Origin of the sequence: Micromonospora sp. NPDC050200, from assembly GCF_040656135.1 — a bacterium.
Lineage (GTDB): Bacteria > Actinomycetota > Actinomycetes > Mycobacteriales > Micromonosporaceae > Micromonospora.
This window is the reverse complement of the sequence record NZ_JBFALG010000056.1, coordinates 20,865-39,687: the sequence shown is the minus strand read 5'-3', so window position 1 is coordinate 39,687 and position 18,823 is coordinate 20,865. Positions and strand designations below refer to the sequence as shown.

Sequence of the window (18,823 nt, the reverse complement as noted above, 5' to 3'; positions counted from 1 at the left end):
CGCCTCACCGCACCGGCCCGCGGCGGCGGGCGCCGGCCCCTCGCCTCCCGCGCCGCCGCGAGGGCCGCCACCGCCGCGTCGTGCTCCCGCCGCGCCACGGCGACCGCCGCGCGGACCGTCTCGGCCTCGCCGGTCAGCCGCTCCCGGTCGGTGTACGCCCGCAGCAGCAGCCGCAGCGTGCTCTCGTCGCCGGCGCCGGCCAGCTCGCCGCGCAGCTTCTCCTCGCGCTCCTCGGCCAGGGTCACCGCGGCCGCCGCCTCATCGGCCGCCGTGCGGGCGGCGATCACGGCCCGGGCCACCTCGGCGACCCCGTCCGGCGCCCGCACCCCGGTCAGCCCGGCCAGGTCGGCGTCGAGGGCGGCCAGCGCCGCCGTCGCCGCCCGGGCCGCCGCCCGCGCGCTGTCCCGCTCGGGTACGGCCGACCCGACCGCCCCGGACAGCTCGCGCATCCGGTCGACCTGCGCGGTCGCGGCGGCCAGGGCCGCGTCGTCGACGTCGGTCAGCCCGGCGAGCACCTTGTCCACCGCGGCCAGCCCGGCCTCGGCCTGCCCGGCCCGCTCGGTGGCGCGCTTCTGCACCTCCTCGTAGACGCCGAGGCCGAGCAGGTTGACCAGGATCTGCTGGCGGATGGCCGGCTTGGCGTGCAGGAAGTCGGCGAACTGCCCCTGCGGCAGCACCACGCAGGAGGTGAACTGCTCGTACGGCAGCCCGACCGCCTCCAGCACCGCCTGCTCCATCTCGGCCGGCGTCCCGGCGACCACCTCGCCCAGGTCCTCCGGGCTCAGCCCGGTGTCCAGCTTGGTGACGTCGAAGCCGGCCGGCATCAGCTGCAACCCGGCGTTGGCCGTCTTGACGTTGCCCCGGCCGTCCCGGCGGACCACCCGGGTGGCCACGTAGCGGGAGCCGGCGGACTCGAAGACCAGCCGGACCCGCGCCTCGGTGGCCGACGGGGCGAGGGCGTTCGCCAGGCCCCGCGCGCCGCCCCAGCGGGGGACGGTGCCGTAGAGGGCGAAGCAGATCGCGTCCAGCACCGTCGACTTGCCCGAGCCGGTCGGGCCGACCAGCGCGAAGAAGTCGGCGTCGGTGAAGTCGACCGTGGTCTCGTCGCGGAAGACGGTGAAGCCCGCCATGTCCAGGCGCATCGGGCGCATCAGCGATCCACCTGCTTCCTACGGTTGCTCGTTGCTGAGCAGTTCGGATGTTTCGCTCTCCGCTCGGTGGTGGCCGGGCTGGAGTCCTGGACCGGCAGTCTGGTCCGGTGGCGATCGGTCCGGTCCTGCAAGATCTGCTTCACCCGATGATGTGGGGTATGCAGGGCGATGTCGGGGTCGACTGCTCGTTGCAGGATGTTGATCGCGGCGTTCACGTCGGCCTGCCACACCACCCCGCACGGAATGCAGTGAAGCCGGTCCCCACTACGTCGGCGAAGGCTGCCGCAGCGGTGACACGCTTGTGAGGTGTAGGCGGCGTTGACATGTACGAGCGCAGAACCTCTGCGCTCCGACACGTTCGTCAGCGCCTCGGCGGTGACCCCTTTGGTCCACGCGGCGAGGCGCCGGTTGACGTTCTTGCCGAACGTCTTGCGCCCGGCGAAGCGCTTGGCGAGGTCTTCGGCGACGACGGTGGCGGCCTTGTCGACGACCCGGTGCACGGCGGTGAAGATTTCCGTGCGGACCCTGGCGCGATGGCGAGCGGCCTGCCGGTTCCGCTTGACGGTCCCGAGATTGTTGCGCCTGATCCGGTGCGCTTTCGCCTGGTCACCACGCAAAGCGGCGTTGTTCGCGATCGAGCGCAGCTTTGCCCGACGCCGGTTACGTTCCTTCAACTGATCCGACTCACTGGAAAGCAACTCACCGAGGCTCCCGCCGTGGTGGTCCCCATCGGAGTCGGTCAGGGCTTCGGTGTAGCCCTTGTCGACGCCGATCGTCCGTTCGCCGCACGGCCGCTGAGACGATCGCAGCTGCGACGCGTCGATCTGGTAGTGCACCTCCACCCGGCCGGCACGCAGGATCAGCCGCAGCGTGCCGGTCGGAGCGACGATCGTCGACAGCGGGATCCTGACCATCCTGCGACGTTGCAGGCCGGGAATTGCGAGCCACAGGTGGCCACGCACGTCAGCGGCGACGTTGTACTGGTCGGCGCGCACCACGATCTGATCGTGCGTGCGATTGCGGCCACGTTTCCAATGCTTGCGCATCTGCCGAGCCAGGAACGGTTCACCGGCCCACTGGCCAGTCCTCAGCGCCGTCAGCATCCGCTTGCGCTCGGTCGGATCGCTTGTGCGCCGGCAAACCGTCCGGCGAACCTGCACCGTGGCCGCCGCCAAATTCGCTCCGATGTCGGCCATGGCGTCGCGGACGGTTTCCTTCCACGCATTCGCCAACACACCGAACTGCTCGTGGGTGCCGGCGGCCAACCACCAATCCCGCACCCGCCGGTCCGTCAACCCTGACCCGACACCGGCGACTGACCCGTAACGCTGCCACACCTCGCTGCGAACCCGACCCAATCGGCGAGCCTGCTCTACCAATTCCGCATACTTACCTGGGTTGAGCGCCGTCGAGTACGCGACCCGGGTGACTTTCACCGTTCGCCCCTCACGGTCAGAAGTGGCCCTTTCGACCTGCTCTTGCTCAGCGTCGAAACATATACGGCCCCCACCGGAAGTGCGTACGAGCGCCAGCAGGTCCTCCAAGGCAGGGAAGCCGCCAACTGGTCACACCTCCTCGAAGAGCTCGTCGAAGAGCTCCCGCACGCCGTCGTCGTCGTGGCCCCGGCTGTCGAGGTAGTCGGCGAACAGTTCGCGGGGGGAGCGGCCGGCCCGCTGGGCGACCCGGGTGCCGCTGCCCGGCGCCGGGACCAGCTCCGGGTCGATCCGGATCTCCAGCGCGCGGGGGAGCAGCTCCTGCACCTCCTCGCGCAGGCCGGCCCGGGGCTGCTCGCGGACGAACACCCGCAGCCAGCCCTGCGGCGGGCTCAGCTCGGTCAGCTGGGCGAGGGTGCCGCGGACCGTGCGCAGCGGCACCGCCGCAGGCACCGGCACCTCACGGACCTGGGCGGCGGTACGGGCGGTGACCTCCACCAGCGTCACCGAGGGGACGTTCTCCTGCTCGCCGAAGTCCACCGCCAGCGGGCTGCCGCTGTAGCGGATCGGGCCGGGCCCGATGACCCGCTGCGAGCGGTGCAGGTGGCCCAGCGCCACGTAGTGGGCGTTGCCCGGGAAGACCGTCGCCGGCACGGCGTAGCCGAGCACGGTGTGCGCGTCCCGCTCGCCGCCGCCGGTGGTCGCCCCGACCACGGTCAGGTGGGCGGTGACCAGGTGCACCCGGTCGGGCTCGGTGAACCCCTCGGTGAGTCGGGCGAGGACCCGGCCCAGGTGGTCGGCGTACGTCTGGGTGGCCTCGGCGGCGGTCAGCTCGTACATCTCCACCGCGCGGACCGCGTACCGCTGGGACAGGAAGGGCAGGGCGGCGAGCTGCCAGCGCTCGCCGTCGCGGGTGGTGCCGTCGATGACGTGCTCGGCCGGATTTTCCCGGACGCTGCCGCGCAGCGTGATGCCGGCCGCCTCGGCCCAGGGCCGCAGCGCGTCCAGGGCCTGGCCGTTGTCGTGGTTGCCGCCGATCGCCACCACGTCGGCGCCGGTGCGGCGCAGCGCGGTCAGCGCCCGGGTGACCAGCCGGGTCGCCTCCGGGGTGGGCGCGGCGGTGTCGTAGAGGTCGCCGGCGACGATCACCAGGTCGGGGCGCTCGTCGCGGGCGATCTCGATGACCCCCGCCAGCACCTGCTTGTGCTCCTCGGCGCGGGACTGCCCCTTGAGCACCTTGCCGACGTGCCAGTCCGAGGTGTGCAGGATCTTCATGGCTGTGCCGGCCTTTCGTTCGCGACTGCGGGGCTCGCAAGCTCACTCCTCGCGCTCACCGGTGCCCCCTAGAACGGGATGTCGTCGTCGCCGGCGCCGGAGCCGACCACCGCGAACGGGTCGGCCGACTGGGTGATCGAGCGCAGCGTCTGCGAGGGGGGCTTCCCGGCCTCGGAGACCCGGGTCGCCCAGGCGGGGAAGGGGAACTCCAGGCAGAGCGGGACGGGGATGTCCGGCTGGTTGACGAACATGGTGCCCGGCTTGGCCAGCAGCGCCCGCTGGCGCTGGGCCGGCGGGAGGAAGCCGTACTCGGGGCGGGACGCCTCGGCCGGGTCGAGCCGGCCGACCACCCGGATCGCCGAGTTGGTGACGATCCGGCGCTCCACCTCGCTGGCCGTCTGCTGCGCGCCGACCAGGATCACCCCGAGCGAGCGGCCCCGCTCGGCGATGTCCAGCAGCACCTCCTTGATCGGGGAGGAGCCCTCGCGCGGGGCGTACTTGTTGAGCTCGTCGAGGACGACGAAGAGCAGCGGCTTGGCGGTGCCGGCCTTCTCCTTGCGCTCGAACTCGCTCTTGAGCGTCACGCCGACCACGAAGCGCTGCGCGCGGTCCGGCAGGTTGTGCAGGTCGACCACGGTGACCTGGGCGCTCTCGGCGGTGTTGATGCTGTGCGGGCGGCGGGTGGCCAGGTCGCCGCGGATCAGCCGGCCGAGGTCCTTCTTGCTGCCGATCAGGCGGCGGGCGAAGGCGTTGACCGTGCCGAGGCCGACCGCGCTGCCGGCCCAGTCGCCGCGGGTCTCGTCGTCGTTGAGCTGCTCGACGATGTGGTCGACGAGGTCGGCGTAGGAGCCCAGCCGGACCCCGTCGACGCTCACCCCGCCGTCGGCGGGTTGGGCGTACCGGGCCAGGTGGGCGGCGACCGAGTGGACCACCATCGTGTACTGCTGGCGTTCGTCGTCCGCGTCGGCGAAGACGTACGGCAGGAGCCGGTCGGCGCAGAACTCGCTCAGCGTCCAGTAGAAGCTGTCCACGCCGGTGAGCCGGCTGCTCACGTCCGGCGTGCCGGAGGAGTCGCCGACCCGGGGCGGGGCGTACACCCGCACGTCGGGGAAGGCGCCGGCGTCCAGCCCGAGCTTCGCGTACGCGGCGCGGGTGGGGTCGTCGAGGCGGGCGTTGGGGTGGTCGAGGAAGAGCAGGTCCTCGCCCTTGACGTTGAAGATCAGCGCCTTGGCGTTGACCGCGTCGCCGCCGAGCACGCCGGAGCGGAAGACCGAGTAGAGCAGGAAGGTGGCGAAGCTGGTCTTGGTGGCCACGCCGGAGATGCCGGAGATGGAGACGTGCGCGCCCCGGCTGCCGTCGAGGAAGTCGGCGTTGAGGTAGACCGGGACCCCGTCGCGGCCCATGCCCATCGGGATGCGCCGCTCCATCCGGTCGAAGTGCAGCGCCCGGGCCCGGGCCTCGCCCTCGGCCCGGTAGACCGCCGCGCCCGGCGTGGGCGGCACGTAGAACTCCGGGTCGACCCGGGTGGTGGTGACCTCGGCGGCCTCCTGCACCTGGGCGGGGAGGGTGCCGTCGGCGATGGCGAACACGTCCGAGTCGAACTGGGCGCCCTCGTGTCGGGCCCGGACCTGGGTGACCACCCCGGCGATGGTGACCGGCTCCCGGTCGGGCAGCTCACGCCGGGTGACGACCACGTCGTCGAGCTGGAGGTAGCTGTCGGGGGAGACGGCGGTCCAGAACTGCAGCGGGGTGGCGTCGGCGGTGCCGAGCACCCGGCCGACCGCCGTGCCGGGGCCGTCGATCGGGTCGTCGGTCATCGGCGGGCTCCGGTCAGCTGGTCGTCTCGGTCAGGGCACACGTTGTGCATCCTGCCCGAGGAGTACGACAGGTTGCCACGCGACGCGGCGGACGCCACGAGACGTCCTCCGGGTCGCTCACCGTGCAGCGTCATCCCGTCACACAGGGTGCTCCCCCGTGAGGTCACCGAGCGTGATCACCGCGCCCGATGATGAGCGTGGTGCGAAAAGTTGTGGAAAAAGCCGGGTCGAAGGTCGTGACAGACCAGGGCCATCCTGGTCCAGAATAGCCACAGCAGTCATCGAGGATCTTCCGTTCCTCGATGGCTGTCGCCATGGCCGTACCCCGCGGTTTTCCATGGCCGGTCCGGAAGGCACCCCCGCCCGGGCCTCGTCAGCCGGTACCCCCCGGCTGTCCCTGTGGAGGCAGAACCCTATGCGTCGAACCACCCTGCTGAGCGGCCTCGCCACGGCCGCTCTCCTGGCCACCGCCGCCACGGCGCCGACCGCCGCCGCCGCTGCGCCCGGCGTCTCCGGTGACGCGTTCACCCGAGCGGTCGCCCAGCTCAAGGCCCACTCCGGCGCCGGGCTCGCGGCGGACGGCCAGAGCTTCACCCTGCGCCAGATCGCCACCGACGCCGACGGCACCGAGCACGTCCGGCTGAACCGCTACTCCGACGGCCTGCCGGTGCTCGGCGGCGACGTCGTGGTGCACCTCGGCAAGGGCAACGTCTGGCGCGGCGCCAGCCAGAGCATGGCCGCCGCCCCGCAGCGCGCCCCGAAGGCGAAGCTGAGCCAGGCTGCCGCCAGCCGGATCGCGCTCGCCGCGTCCACCGCCACCGGGCGCACCGTCTCCGGCGCCCAGCTGGTCCACGACGCCGACCAGGCCGGCACCACCCTGGCGTACGAGGTGGTCGTCGGCGGCACCTACGCCGACGGCACCCCGAGCGAGCTGCACGTGCTGGTCGACGCCAGCACCGGCACGATCCGGGACAGCTGGGAGGGCGTGGTCCGCGAGGGCACCGGCAACACCTACCACTCCGGTTCGGTCTCCGTCGGCAGCGTGCTCTCCGGCGGCACCTACCAGCTCAACGACCCGAACCGGGGCAGCGGCAAGACCTACGACCTCAACGGCGGCACCAGCGGCACCGGCACCCTGGTCACCTCCACCTCCAACGTCTTCGGCGACGGCACCCTGGCCAACCGGCAGACCACCGCCGCGGACGCCGCCTACGGCGCCGCGACGACCTGGGACTACTACAAGAACGTCCACGGGCGTAACGGCATCCGCAACGACGGCGTCGCCGCGTACAGCCGGGTGCACTACAGCACCAATTACGTCAACGCGTTCTGGAGCGACTCCTGCTTCTGCATGACGTACGGCGACGGTGACCTGTCGCAGGGCTGGGAGCCGCTGACCTCGCTGGACATCGCCGGGCACGAGATGAGCCACGGCGTCACCAGCAACACCGCCGGCCTGCGCTACAGCGGCGAGTCCGGCGGCCTCAACGAGGCCACCAGCGACATCTTCGGCACCCTGGTCGAGTTCTACGCCAACAACCCCAAGGACCCGGGCGACTACCAGATCGGCGTCGAGGTCAAGACCAACGGCGTGCCGCTGCGCTACATGGACAAGCCGTCCAAGGACGGTCGCTCCGCCGACTGCTGGAGCAGCTCGCTGGGCCGACTGGACGTGCACTACTCCTCCGGGCCGGCGAACCACTTCTTCTACCTGCTCGCGGTCGGCAGCGGCTCCTCGGCGTACGGCAACAGCCCGACCTGCAACGGCAGCACCGTGACCGGGATCGGCAACGCCAAGGCCGGTGCCATCTGGTACCGGGCGCTGACCACCTACATGACCTCGCGGACCACCTACGCCGGGGCGCGCACCGCGACCCTGTCGGCCGCCAAGGACCTGTACGGCACCGGCAGCGTCGAGTACAACACGGTCGCCGCCGCCTGGTCGGCCGTGAGCGTCAACTGACCGCCTGATCCTCCGGCGGCGGATTCCTCCTCCGCCGTCCAGGGGAGCACGGCTCGTGCCACGGGCGCGGGTACGCCGACCGGCGTGCCCGCGCCCGTCGTCGTGGCCGGGGCGGATTGTCCGCGTACCCCCGTCGTGGCGGCCGGGGACGGGCCCGGCGCGGCCCCGGCGGGTTCCGGGTGCGCGGTCCGGCGGGTCGCTACGCGGTCGGGGCGGCACCGGCGGGCGTCGGCTCGGTCGCGTCGCGGGCGTGGCGCAGCATCAGCACGCCGTCGTCGGCGGCCAGCACGTGCCGCAGCGGCAGGTCCCGGGGGGTGCCCGCGTGGCCGGCGGTGATCCGGCCGGGACCCGGCCCGGCGAGCAGCGGGGCGACGGTCAGGCACAGCTCGTCGACCAGGTCGGCGGCGGTGAGCGCGCCGAACAGGTGCGGGCCGCCCTCGCAGAGCACCTGGCCGAGCCCGCGGCGGCGCAGCTCGGCCAGGCCGGCGGCGAGGTCCACCCGGTCGGTGCCGCAGCGGACCAGTTCGGCGACGTCGGTGAGCCCTGGCGGTGGCGCGGCGCCGGCGTGGGCCAGCACGATCGGCCGCACCGGCGCGTCGGCGAACGCGGCCTGCGCCGGGTCGAGGTCCAGCGACCCGGAGACAACCACCAGGGTCGGGTACTCGGCCAGCCCGTGCGCGCGCCGCCAGGCCCGGCGCGGCCCGCTCAGCCGCACCGCGCGGTAGCCCTCGTGCCGCAGCGTGCCGGCGGCCACCAGCAGCCCGTCGCAGAGCATCCGGAGCAGCCCGAAGACCCGCTTGTCCGGCGCGCCGGAGAGCCCGGCGGAGTAGCCGTCCAGGGTCACCGCGCCGTCGACGCTGGCCACGAAGTTGACCCGCAGGTGGGGGCGGTCGGCGCGACCGTAGAGCGCGGTCAGCTCCGCGTCGTCCAGCGGCGGGGTGGCCGGCGTCGGCCAGATCCGGCGGATCGGGGTTTCGACGCTCATTCGCTGGCCGGACCGGTGACCGGAGGGGTGGGTTCGGGGGTACGGTGCTGGCAGTCACACCACTTCCGGCCGGGACAGTCGTCGTGCCGCCGCTCCCGGCAGGCTCGGCAGATCATGCCGGCAGCCTATGCGGTGGGAGGAGGGGGCAGCATGCCACGGCAGATCTTCCAGCTGAAGGTGTCCCTCGCGGGGACCCGTCCGCCGGTCTGGCGGCGGGTGCTGGTGCCCGGCGGCTACACCCTCGACCGGCTGCACCGGGTGGTGCAGCACGCCATGGGTTGGCGCGACTGCCACCTGCACTCGTTCGAGATCGACGGGGTGCAGTACGGCGAGCCGGACCCGGACGGCGAGCTGTCGCTGCGCGACGAGTTGGACGTCCGGCTCGACGCGGTGGTCGGCAAGGGCAGCCGGTTCCGCTACACCTACGACTTCGGCGACTGGTGGGAGCACGACCTGGTGGTGGAGGACGCTTTCACCGCAGACCCGGAGGAGCACTACCCGTCCTGCTTGGACGGCGAGCGCGCCGGCCCGCCGGAGGACGTCGGCGGTCCGTCCGGCTACCGGGTGCTGCTCGCCGCGCTCGCCGACCCGGGCCATCCGGAGCACGGGGCGATGCGGGAGTGGGCGGGCCACCGCTTCGACCCGGCCGGTTTCGATCCGGGGCGGGCCAGCACGCTGTTGCGTCGGCTCTGCTGATCTCCTTCGTCCGATGAGGAGCGGTGGACGACACCGGCGGTAACGATCTGGGAACGCTCCCATCGGTCTGTTGACACCCCTGACACCTCCCGGCAATCTCAGGGGAGCGTTCGGACGCCAGATCATTGGCGGGATCATGGAAGGTGCCGTCGAGTCGTGAGCAACCCGGACCACCCGCCCGCCGTCGGCGTACCCTTCCCGCCCGGCTTCCTGTGGGGGGCGGCGACCGCCGCGTACCAGATCGAGGGGGCCGCCACCGAGGGTGGCCGGGCCCCGTCGATCTGGGACACGTTCAGCCACACCGAAGGGCGGGTGGTCGCCGGGCACACCGGCGACGTGGCCTGCGACCACTACCACCGGATGCCGTCGGACGTCCGGCTGATGGCCGAGCTCGGCCTGAAGTCGTACCGGTTCTCGGTGTCCTGGCCGCGGGTGCAGCCGGGCGGCTCGGGCCCGGCCAACTCCGAGGGCCTCGACTTCTACCGCCGGCTCGTCGACGAGCTGCTGGGGCACGGGATCGAGCCGTGGCTGACCCTCTACCACTGGGACCTGCCGCAGCCGTTGGAGGACGCCGGCGGCTGGCCGGCCCGGGACACCGCGAGCCGGTTCGCCGACTACACCCAGCTCGTCGCGGACGCCCTCGGCGACCGGGTGACGTACTGGACGACGCTGAACGAGCCCTGGTGCTCGGCGTTCCTCGGCTACGGCTCGGGGGTGCACGCGCCCGGGCGCTCCGACGGGGCCGACGCCGTGCGCGCCGGGCACCACCTGATGCTCGGCCACGGGCTGGCGGTGCAGGCGCTGCGGGCGGCCCGACCGCAGGCCCAGCTCGGCATCACCGTCAACCTCTACCCGGTCACCCCGGCCACCGACGCGCCCGCCGACATCGACGCGGCCCGGCGGATCGACGCCCTGGCCAACCGGTTCTTCCTCGACCCGGTGCTGCGCGGGTCGTACCCGGCCGACCTCGCCGCCGACCTGCGGCAGGTCACCGACTTCGGGCACGTGCGCGACGGCGACCTGGCGGTCATCTCCACTCCGCTGGACCTGGTCGGCGTCAACTACTACAGCCGGCACGTGGTCGCCGCCCCGGTGGCGGGCGCCGACCCGGAGCCGTACCGGCGGGCGCCGTCGTGCTGGCCGGGCAGCGAGGACGTCCGGTTCTTCACCCGGGGCGTGCCGGTCACCGACATGGACTGGGAGATCGACGCTCCCGGCCTGGTGGAGACGCTGCGGCGGGTCCACGAGGAATACACCGACCTGCCGCTCTACGTCACCGAGAACGGCTCCGCCTTCGTCGACGCGGTGGTCGGCGGGCAGGTCGACGACGTCGACCGGCTGGCGTACTTCGACGCCCACCTGCGGGCGGCGCACGAGGCGATCACCGCCGGGGTGCCCCTGCGGGGCTACTTCGCCTGGTCGCTGCTGGACAATTTCGAATGGGCCTGGGGCTACACCAAGCGGTTCGGGATGGTCCGGGTCGACTACGACACCCAGGCCCGTATCCCCAAGTCCAGCGCCAGGTGGTACGCCGAGGTGATCCGACGCAACGGTCTGGCCGCACAATAGGCGAAGGCCAGCAGTTCTCCGGGCGGCTCCGCGCCCACCCGCTCCGCTCGGGTGGCACGGGTCCGCCCACGTCTGAGGAGCAGACGATGACAACGCAGCGCACCCGGTCGCTCGGGCGCCCGACCCTCGACGCGGTCGCCGCCCGCGCGGGCGTCGGGCGCGGCACGGTCTCCCGGGTCGTCAACGGCTCACCCCAGGTCAGCCCGGAGGCCCGGGCCGCGGTCCAGCAGGCCATCGCCGAGCTGGGGTACGTCCCGAACCGCGCCGCCCGGGCGCTGGTCACCCAGCGGACCGACTCGGTGGCGCTGGTGGTCTCCGAGTCGGGGGACCGGATCTTCACCGAGCCGTTCTTCGCCGGCATCGTCCGGGGCGTCAGCTCCGGCCTGCTGGAGACGCCGCTGCAGCTCTGGCTCGCCATGGTGCAGTCCCCGATCGAGCGGGAACGGGTCGAGCACCACCTGACGAACCAGCACGTGGACGGGGTGCTGCTGCTGTCGCTGCACGACTCCGACCCGCTGCCCGCGCTGCTGGAGGAGCGGGTCCTGCCCACCGTGCTCGGCGGCCGGCCGGCGCGGATGCTCCAGCCCGGCGCGCGGCCGTCCTGGTTCGTCGACGTGGACAACGTTGGCGGCGCGCGGCAGGCGGTGGAGCACCTGGCCCACCGGGGCCGCCGCCGGATCGCCACCATCGCCGGCCCGCAGGAGATGGGCGCCGGCCTGGCCCGCCTGGCCGGCTACTGGGACGCCGTCCGGGCCGCCGGGGCCGGGGTCGACCCCCGCATGATCGTGTACGGCGACTTCAGCGAGGGCAGCGGCGCGGCCGGGATGCGGCGGCTGCTGGAGGTCTGCCCCGACCTGGACGCCGTCTTCGTCGCCTCCGACCTGATGGCGTTCGGCGCGCTGCGCACCCTGCGGGAAGCGGGACGCCGGGTGCCCGAGGACGTCGCGGTCATCGGCTTCGACGACGCCCCGATCGCCCGCCAGGCCGACCCGCCGCTGACTACCGTCTTCCAGCCGGTGGAGGAGATGGGCCGCCAGATGGCGCGCCTGCTGGTCGCCCGCATCCGCGGCGACGAGATTCCCGCCCCGCACATCCTCCTCGACACCCAGCTCATCCACCGCGCCTCCGCCTGACCCCCCCACCCGCCCCCGCCTCCCCGCGCCCCACCCGCCCCCGATCCGCGCTATTTCACGGAAAGAGTGGCTATCCGCGCGCGAATAGCCACTCTTTCCGTGAAAGAGCGTTCCGGGGTGGGGTATTGGGGGGTGGGGTGGGTGGGGGCCTGGGTCAGGAGGGGCGTTCGGCTGCTCGTGCCGCTCGGCGGTGCGGGCGACCTCCCTCAGTTGTCCCTGACCGCGCGCAGGCCGTGTTCGACCAGCGGCGCCACCATGTCGCCGATCCGGTCGAAGCCGGGGCCGAGCGTCTGTCCGAGGGCGTGCCGGTAGTGGATGCCCTCGCAGATCACCGCGAGCTTGAAGCAGCCGAGCGCGACGTGCCAGTGCAGCGGCCCGACGTCGACGTCACTGCGGCCGGCGTAGCGCTCGATCAGCTCGGCGCCGGTGGGGAACCCGGCGCGCGGGCCGAGGCCGTCGGCGACGGGGTTGCCGGTGGCGAGGTCGCTGTCGCCGAGCACGTCCCAGTAGGTCAGCAGCAGGCCGAGGTCGGCCAGCGGGTCGCCGAGGGTGGCCATCTCCCAGTCGAGCACGGCGCGGACCGACACCGGGTCGACGGTGGCGAGGAGGTTGTCCAGCCGGTAGTCGCCGTGCACGATCCGCCCGGCGTCGGTGCCCTCGGGGACGGTCTCGGCGAGCAGGTCGCGCAGCTCGTCGATGCCGGGCAGCGGACGGCTGCGGGAACGGTCGAGCTGGCCGGCCCAGCGGCGTACCTGCCTGCCGAGGTAACCCTCGGGGCGGCCGAAGTCGGCCAGCCCGACCCCGGCCGGGTCGACCGTGTGCAGGGCGGCGAGGGTGTCCATCATCGCCAGGGCCAGCTCGCGCCGCTGTTCCGGGCGGAGCGGGTCGGTCTGGGCGCGGCTGCGGAACACCTCGCCGTGGACCCGCTCCATCAGGTAGAAGGGCGCGCCGATCACGTCGGGGTCGTCGCAGAGCAGCAGCGCCGCGGGGACCGGCACGTCGGTGGGCGCGAGGGCGGAGATCACCCGGAACTCGCGGCCCATGTCGTGGGCGGTGGCCAGCACGTGCCCGAGTGGAGGCCGGCGCAGCACCAGGTCCCGTTCGCCGGCGCGCAGCAGGTAGGTCAGGTTGGACTTGCCGCCGGCGACCAGGGTGGCCGCCAGCGGCGCGGCGGCCAGCTCGGGCCGGTGGGCGGCCAGGTAGCCGGCGAGCCGGTCGAGGTCCAGGCCCCGGGGTGACCCGTCCCCGGCCGAAGTGGCGGGCGTGCCGGGGCCGGCGGCGGAGGAAGCGGCGGGGGAGCCGGGAGAGCCCCCGGGCCGGAGCGCGCCGACGGCCGGATCGGTCATCCGGACAGTTGATGGCAGCTCAGCCTTCTTGTCAAGGTCGGATTTGCCGGCGGGACATGCCGCTGCAACAGGGACGAAATGGTCAACCGGCAGGCTGGTGCCCAGCCTGCCGGCCGCCACGGTCGGCCCGCCGAGCGGAGGGACAGACATGCTGCTGAGAGTTCGGGTGACCCTGCCGGACCGCCCCGGCACGCTCGGCCAGGTGGCCCGCACGCTCGGCGTCTGCGGCGCCGACATCGTCCAGGTGATCGTCCTGGAACGGCTCGGCGGGCGGGCCGTGGACGACTTCACCGTGGTCTGGCCGGGCGCCGCCCGGGTGGAGCGGCTGATGGCGGGCCTGGCCGCCATCCCCGGGGTACGCGTGGACGGCGTCTGGCGGGCGATCGGCGCCCCGACCACCACCGGTCAGGACGCCGAGCTGCTGGCCCAGATCGCCGCGAACCCCGCCGACGGGGTGGCCACCCTGGTCGACGCGGTGCCCGGGCTGCTCGCCGCGGACTGGGCGGTGGCCGCGGTGGTGCCGTTGGACTGGGCCTCGCGTACCGGTGGGGGGACGGCGACCGTGGGGCACGCCAGCTGGCGGTCGCCCGAGCCGCCGCCGCTGCCCGAGGTGACCCCGCTGCGGGCGCGGGCCCTGGCCGGCGCCGACGGCAGCCACTACGCGGTCGCGCCGTTCGGCCGGGCCGGCCTGGTGCTGGTGGTTGCGCGCGAGCACACCGAGCCGCTCACCGCGGCCGCGTTCCACTCCACCGAGGTGGACCGGCTGGCCCAGCTGGTCCGGGCCGGCGCGGTGATCCTCGGCGACCGGCTCGACCTGGTCGGCGTGCCGCCCGTGACCAGCGTCACGTGAACACGGGCAACGGTGCCCGGGGCGTCACCGCCGGGCAACGGCGTGGCAACAGCCGCCCGGCACTGTCGTAACGGGGAAGGGAGCGGACATGGCGCTGTGGCGGATTCGAGCCACCGTGGACGACCGACCGGGCTACCTGTCGGTGCTCACGGCGAGTCTCGCGTTGCGGGGGGTCAACATCCTCACCGTGCAGGTGCACACCACCGAGGCCGGGGCGGTCGACGACTTCCTCGTCGACGCGCCGGACGCGTTGGGCGAGGCGGACCTGGTCGCCGCCGTGGAGCGGGGCCGCGGGCGGGACTGCTGGGTGGCGCGCAGCGAGGCGCGCGGCCTGGTCGACCAGCCGACCCGGGTGCTCGGGCTGGCCACCCGGCTGGTGCGGGACCCGGACGCGACCGGGGAGGTGCTGCGCGCCGTGCTCGGCGCGGACGAGGTGAGCTGGCGGCCGGCGCCGGCCGGCCCGCACGGTGGCGTCGGCGCGGCGACGATGCTGCTGCCCGACCCGGCCGGCGGGTCGTACGAGCTGCGCCGGCGGGCGCCCAGCTTCACCCCGGCGGAGTACGCCCGGGCGCAGGCGCTGGTCGAGCTGGCGGCCACCGCGGTCCGCCGGGAGGCCGACCGGGTGACCCTGGTGCTGCCCGACGGCGCGGAGCTGCTGGTCCGTCCGGCCACCGCCGACGACCTGGCCGGCGTGGTCGACCTGCACGAGGCGTGCTCGGCGGGCAGCCGGCAGCGGCGGTACTTCGGCGGCGGGGCGGTGCCGGGGCCGAGCCGGATGCGCCGGATGCTGGAGCCGACCCGGGGGACCACGCTGGTGGCGACGACCGGCTCCGGCGGGGCGGCGGAGCCGGTCGTGGCGATGGCCAACCTGCTCGGCGAGGGCGACGAGGCCGAGGCGGGCCTGCTGGTGCGGGACGACTGGCAGCGGCGCGGCCTCGGGCCGGCGCTGCTCCGCCGGCTGCTCGGGCACGCCGACCGGTCCGGGTACGCGGCCGTGCTGCTGCACGTCCGGGCGGAGAACACCCCGATGCTGCGCACCGTACGACGGCTCGGGCGGCTGACCTCGGTCGAGCGGGACGGCTCGCTGCTCACCGTGACGGTGCCGCTGGCCGTCCGCGCCGAGGGGACGGTGCGACTCGCCGTGCCGGGGCAGGCGGACGCGACCGCCCGGGGGGACCGGGCGGACTGAGGCGACGGTTGGCCGTGCCGTGCCGTGCCGGTCCCGGGGGACGGGACGGCACGGGCGACCACACCGGCACCGGGTGACGGACCCACGTCGCCCGGCGCCACCAGGCCGGGATCCCGTGCGGAGGGCGGTGAATCGGCAGGGCCCCCGGTGCGGGGGCCCTGCCCATGTGCGGGACCGGCGGCGGCCGGGCGGTCACCCGCAGCCGAGGACCGCCGCCCGGAACCGGTCGGCGGTCACGCCCGGCGAGATCCGCGCGACCCGTGCCATCGACAGAGGTCAGCCGGCCTCAGGTGGTCGGGTAGCTGCTGTAGTCCGGGAAGTTGCCGTAGAGCCGGCCGTCGCCGCCCTGGGTGACCGCCTGCACGAGCAGGTCGCCGCCGACGAAGGCGCCCTTCCAGGAGGCGCCCCGGCCGCCGAACGGTTCCTCCCGGTCGCCCCGGGAACGCGGCTTGTTGATGCCCACCTTGAACGCCTGGAGGTCCACCGCGAGCTTGCCGGCCAGCTCCTCGTCGTCGCAGGCCAGCGACGCGACCAGCGCGCCGTTGGAGGCGTTCATCGCGGCCAGCAGCTCGTCGGTGGTGTCCACCACGACGATGGTGTCGACCGGGCCGAACGGCTCGGCGTGCATCAGCCGGGACCGGCCGGGCGGGGCGAGCAGCACCGCCGGCGCCACGTACGCCGAGGTGTCCTGGCCGTCGAGGAAGGGCGCGCCGTCGAGCTTGCCGCGGTGCAGCGGCACGGCGCCGCCGCGTACCGCCTCGTCGACCTTGCGGCGCAGCTCGTCGGCCTTGGCGGCGCTGATCAGCGGGCCGAAGTCCAGCTCGGGCAGCGGGTCGCCGGCCGCCCAGGTCTCGTCCACCGCGAGTGGATGGCCGAACCGGATCGAGTGGACCACCGGCAGGTACATGTCGAGGAACTCGTCGACCAGGTCGCGCTGGACCACGAACCGCGGGTACGCGGTGCAGCGCTGCTTGCCGTACTCGAAGCCCTTCTTCAGGTGCGCGGCGAGCAGGTCCCACCGGGAGAAGTTCCAGACGCCCCAGGCGTTGAGCCCCTCCTGCTCGATGAAGTGCCGCTTGTCGGTGTCGAGCAGCGCGGCGGCCACCTTGCCGCCGTTGGAGCGCCCGCCGACGAACGCCACCGCGCCGATCTCGGGCGCCCGGACGAGGACCTCGGAGAGCTCCTCGCCGCTGCCGGAGAGCAGGGTGGCGGGGAGCCCGGCGCGGCGCATCAGGGCGTGCGCCACGGTCAGGCAGACCGCGCCGCCCTGCGACGGGGTCTTGGCGATGACGGCGTTGCCGGCGAGCAGCTGCACCAGCTCGGCGTGGACCAGCACGCTCATCGGGTAGTTCCAGGAGGCGATGTTGCTGACCGGGCCGGGCAGCGGCTCGCGACCGCCGGCGAGCATCCGGTCGATCTCGTCGACGTACCAGCGGACGCCGTCCAGCGCACGGTCGACGTCGGCGCAGGCGAGCCGCCAGGGCTTGCCGATCTCCCAGACCAGCAGCAGGGCGAGCAGGTCGCGGTGGGCGCTGAGGGCGTCCAGCGCGTCGGTGACCCGCGCCTTGCGCTCGGCGAGCGGGGTCGCCGCCCAGTCGCGGTGCGCGGCGGCGGCGTGGGCGACGGCGGCGCGGGCGGTGTCGGCGTCGAGCCGGGGCAGGTTGACCAGGACGGTGTTGTCGACCGGGGTGCGGACGGGGCTGGGCACCCCGACCGCCCGCCACTGGCCGGAGACCAGGTTGTGCAGGGTGGTGACGCCGTCGGCCTCGGGCCCGAAGGCCTCCGGCGTGGCGACCGTCGCGCGGGCGAGGGTGTCGGACCAGGCGGTGCCGTCGGCGAGTCGTAGAGCCATCGCATTCTCCTCAGGGTCGACCGGGGGAGCGGCGGCGTCGATGGCACCACTGGTGTCGCGTACTGTCCCGCGCCGGAGAGCGGCGCGGCAACAGTACGTTCGTATGCCGGAACGCGAGGCCTGCGCCGGACCGGCCGCGACGTGGCCTGCCGGATCGGGCAGCATGACGTTGACCTGCTCCTACGCGAACAACACATCCATGCACTTGGATTATGTGATGAATCCCCGGGCGGCGTCGACCGGGTTGCCGGTCAGTACGCACGAGTGCCCCGGACGGATCAACGCGCCGGTCGGCCCGGAGCGGGAACCGGGCGCGGAAACGGCGACCGGCCGCCGGACGAGGTGTCCGACGGCCGGTCGTGCGCTGAGTGGGATCAGCTGGTGAAGGTGATGTTGTCACGCCGGCGACGCAGCATCAGCAGCACGCCGCCGCCGATCAGGATGAGGCCGCCCAGCGCGATGCCGCCGGTGGCCACGCCGGTCATCGGCAGGCTGCCGTCATCGCTGCCGCCGCTGCCGCCCGTGCTCTCCGACGGCGAGCCGGAGCCCGGGGTCGACGGCGAGACCGAGTCCGACGGCGAGACCGAGTCCGACGGGGTGACCGAGCTGGTCGGCGAGGTCGACTCCGACGGGGACTCCGACGGCTGCGGCGACTCCGAGGTCGTCGGCGAGGAGCTCGGGCTGGGCGACTGCGTCGGGACGGTGCCGGCGCAGGTGTGGCTCAGGTTGAACTTGTCGGCCTCGCCGCTGATCGTGGCGGTGCCGTCGGCCAGCGTCCACCCGGCGGGGGTGAAGAGGTAGGCGTGCACGGTCCGGCCGCCGGCGGCGTACAGGTGGTCGGGGTAGGCGTCGGTGCTGTCGGGCACCTTCACCGTCACCGTGTCGGTGCCGTCGGTGAAGGTCAGGGTCAGCGTCTCGAAGCTGCCGGCCCCGGGGCCGCCCGGAAGCACGAAGTGCCAACCGTCCTGCCCGGGCGTACGATCGGCGAAGCGCTCGTCGTCGCACTGCTGCTGGAAGTTGGCCGCCGTCGAGCCCTTGTGGGCCGAGTTGAGCGGCGCCGTGCTGCTCGCCCAGGCCGGGGTGGCGAAGGTGAGGCAGGCCGTGGCGGTCGTCGCGGCGAGGGCCGCGCGCGCCACGTACCGACGCTGGGGCATGTGTATTCCTCCGAGATCGGTAAAGGGGACGGCACATGATCCCATAGATGGCATCGTGGTGCGACATCGGGCGATCGGCCTGAACTGCGACGACGTGCCGGATGCGATCCGGGAATCCGGTCAAATAATGGGCTCGGGCACGGAGTGTCGATGTAACGCGGGCGGGATTGTGGACGCTGCGTCGGCCGTCGTCCGGCCCTTCCGGCACCGTCTTTGCGGCCTCCATGCCGGTCACCGCGACCACCGAGGGCCCGCCGCCGGCGCCTGAAAGGTCGGGCCACCAGCGACTGGAGCACCGGCCTCACCGCGAACATCACGATCACCAACACCGGTACGACCGGGATCACCGGCTGGCGCACCCGCTCGCCGAGATCTTGGACAGTTGCCGTCCCTGTCGGACGGCAACTGTC

14 protein-coding genes and 1 pseudogene are annotated in these 18,823 nt (G+C 73.5%); 7 read left to right on the top strand and 8 right to left on the bottom strand.

From position 1 onward, the window contains the following. From AB0I41_RS27845 to AB0I41_RS27830, 4 genes are all read right to left on the bottom strand, one after another. On the bottom strand, nucleotides 1–1,151 hold a 1,151-nt coding region (locus tag AB0I41_RS27845; RefSeq protein ID WP_357113420.1), incomplete at its 3' end, for an SMC family ATPase. Beyond that, nucleotides 1,151–2,695 (bottom strand): transposase, encoded by a 1,545-nt coding sequence (locus AB0I41_RS27840; protein ID WP_357113418.1) that lies wholly within the window; start codon nucleotides 2,693–2,695, stop codon nucleotides 1,151–1,153. The genes AB0I41_RS27845 and AB0I41_RS27840, both read right to left, overlap by 1 nt. 21 nt (nucleotides 2,696–2,716) lie before the next feature. Beyond that, nucleotides 2,717–3,859 carry an exonuclease SbcCD subunit D gene (locus tag AB0I41_RS27835; protein WP_357113416.1) on the bottom strand — a complete coding sequence of 381 codons (1,143 nt, stop codon included), beginning with the start codon at nucleotides 3,857–3,859 and terminating at the stop codon, nucleotides 2,717–2,719. Nucleotides 3,860–3,927: 68 nt separating this feature from the next. After that, a complete protein-coding gene (locus AB0I41_RS27830; RefSeq protein WP_357113415.1) occupies nucleotides 3,928–5,676 on the bottom strand; it encodes an ATP-binding protein in 1,749 nt (582 codons plus the stop codon). A 415-nt stretch (nucleotides 5,677–6,091) separates the two neighbouring features. Here AB0I41_RS27830 and AB0I41_RS27825 point away from each other — a divergent pair, with 415 nt between their 5' ends. Next, nucleotides 6,092–7,639 carry a M4 family metallopeptidase gene (locus AB0I41_RS27825; protein WP_357113413.1) on the top strand — a complete coding sequence of 516 codons (1,548 nt, stop codon included), beginning with the start codon at nucleotides 6,092–6,094 and terminating at the stop codon, nucleotides 7,637–7,639. 199 nt (nucleotides 7,640–7,838) lie between these two features. Here the strand turns inward: AB0I41_RS27825 and AB0I41_RS27820 are convergent, their stop codons facing one another. Further along, nucleotides 7,839–8,624, bottom strand: a complete 786-nt coding sequence (locus AB0I41_RS27820; RefSeq protein ID WP_357113411.1) for a pyrimidine reductase family protein — start codon at nucleotides 8,622–8,624, stop codon at nucleotides 7,839–7,841. A gap of 150 nt (nucleotides 8,625–8,774) precedes the next feature. On the opposite strand from AB0I41_RS27820, the gene AB0I41_RS27815 reads away from it, so the two are divergent. From AB0I41_RS27815 to AB0I41_RS27805, 3 genes are all read left to right on the top strand, one after another. Next, entirely contained in the window at nucleotides 8,775–9,320 is a 546-nt protein-coding gene (locus AB0I41_RS27815; protein ID WP_357113409.1) for a plasmid pRiA4b ORF-3 family protein, read from the top strand. 156 nt (nucleotides 9,321–9,476) lie between these two features. Next, nucleotides 9,477–10,889, top strand: a complete 1,413-nt coding sequence (locus AB0I41_RS27810) for a GH1 family beta-glucosidase (RefSeq protein WP_357113408.1) — start codon at nucleotides 9,477–9,479, stop codon at nucleotides 10,887–10,889. Nucleotides 10,890–10,975: 86 nt separating this feature from the next. Then, nucleotides 10,976–12,022 carry a LacI family DNA-binding transcriptional regulator gene (locus AB0I41_RS27805; protein WP_357113406.1) on the top strand — a complete coding sequence of 349 codons (1,047 nt, stop codon included), beginning with the start codon at nucleotides 10,976–10,978 and terminating at the stop codon, nucleotides 12,020–12,022. A gap of 206 nt (nucleotides 12,023–12,228) precedes the next feature. Here AB0I41_RS27805 and AB0I41_RS27800 read toward each other — a convergent pair whose 3' ends face one another. Continuing rightward, nucleotides 12,229–13,368: a phosphotransferase family protein gene (locus AB0I41_RS27800; RefSeq protein WP_357113404.1), complete on the bottom strand. Its 1,140-nt coding sequence runs from the start codon at nucleotides 13,366–13,368 to the stop codon at nucleotides 12,229–12,231. Between the two features lie 148 nt (nucleotides 13,369–13,516). On the opposite strand from AB0I41_RS27800, the gene AB0I41_RS27795 reads away from it, so the two are divergent. Next, entirely contained in the window at nucleotides 13,517–14,218 is a 702-nt protein-coding gene (locus AB0I41_RS27795; RefSeq protein WP_357113402.1) for an amino acid-binding protein, read from the top strand. Nucleotides 14,219–14,306: 88 nt separating this feature from the next. Then, entirely contained in the window at nucleotides 14,307–15,407 is a 1,101-nt protein-coding gene (locus AB0I41_RS27790) for a GNAT family N-acetyltransferase (protein WP_357113400.1), read from the top strand. A gap of 286 nt (nucleotides 15,408–15,693) precedes the next feature. Here the strand turns inward: AB0I41_RS27790 and AB0I41_RS27785 are convergent, their stop codons facing one another. Together AB0I41_RS27785 and AB0I41_RS27780 are read right to left on the bottom strand one after the other, a co-directional pair. Next, nucleotides 15,694–17,259: an aldehyde dehydrogenase family protein gene (locus AB0I41_RS27785; protein WP_357113398.1), complete on the bottom strand. Its 1,566-nt coding sequence runs from the start codon at nucleotides 17,257–17,259 to the stop codon at nucleotides 15,694–15,696. Nucleotides 17,260–17,633: 374 nt separating this feature from the next. Further along, complete coding sequence (locus AB0I41_RS27780) at nucleotides 17,634–18,413, bottom strand: LPXTG cell wall anchor domain-containing protein (RefSeq protein ID WP_357113396.1); 780 nt, start codon at nucleotides 18,411–18,413, stop codon at nucleotides 17,634–17,636. Between the two features lie 213 nt (nucleotides 18,414–18,626). Here AB0I41_RS27780 and AB0I41_RS27775 point away from each other — a divergent pair. After that, nucleotides 18,627–18,761: pseudogene (locus AB0I41_RS27775) on the top strand (hypothetical protein); the annotation flags it as partial. Between the last annotated feature and the right edge of the window lie 62 nt (nucleotides 18,762–18,823).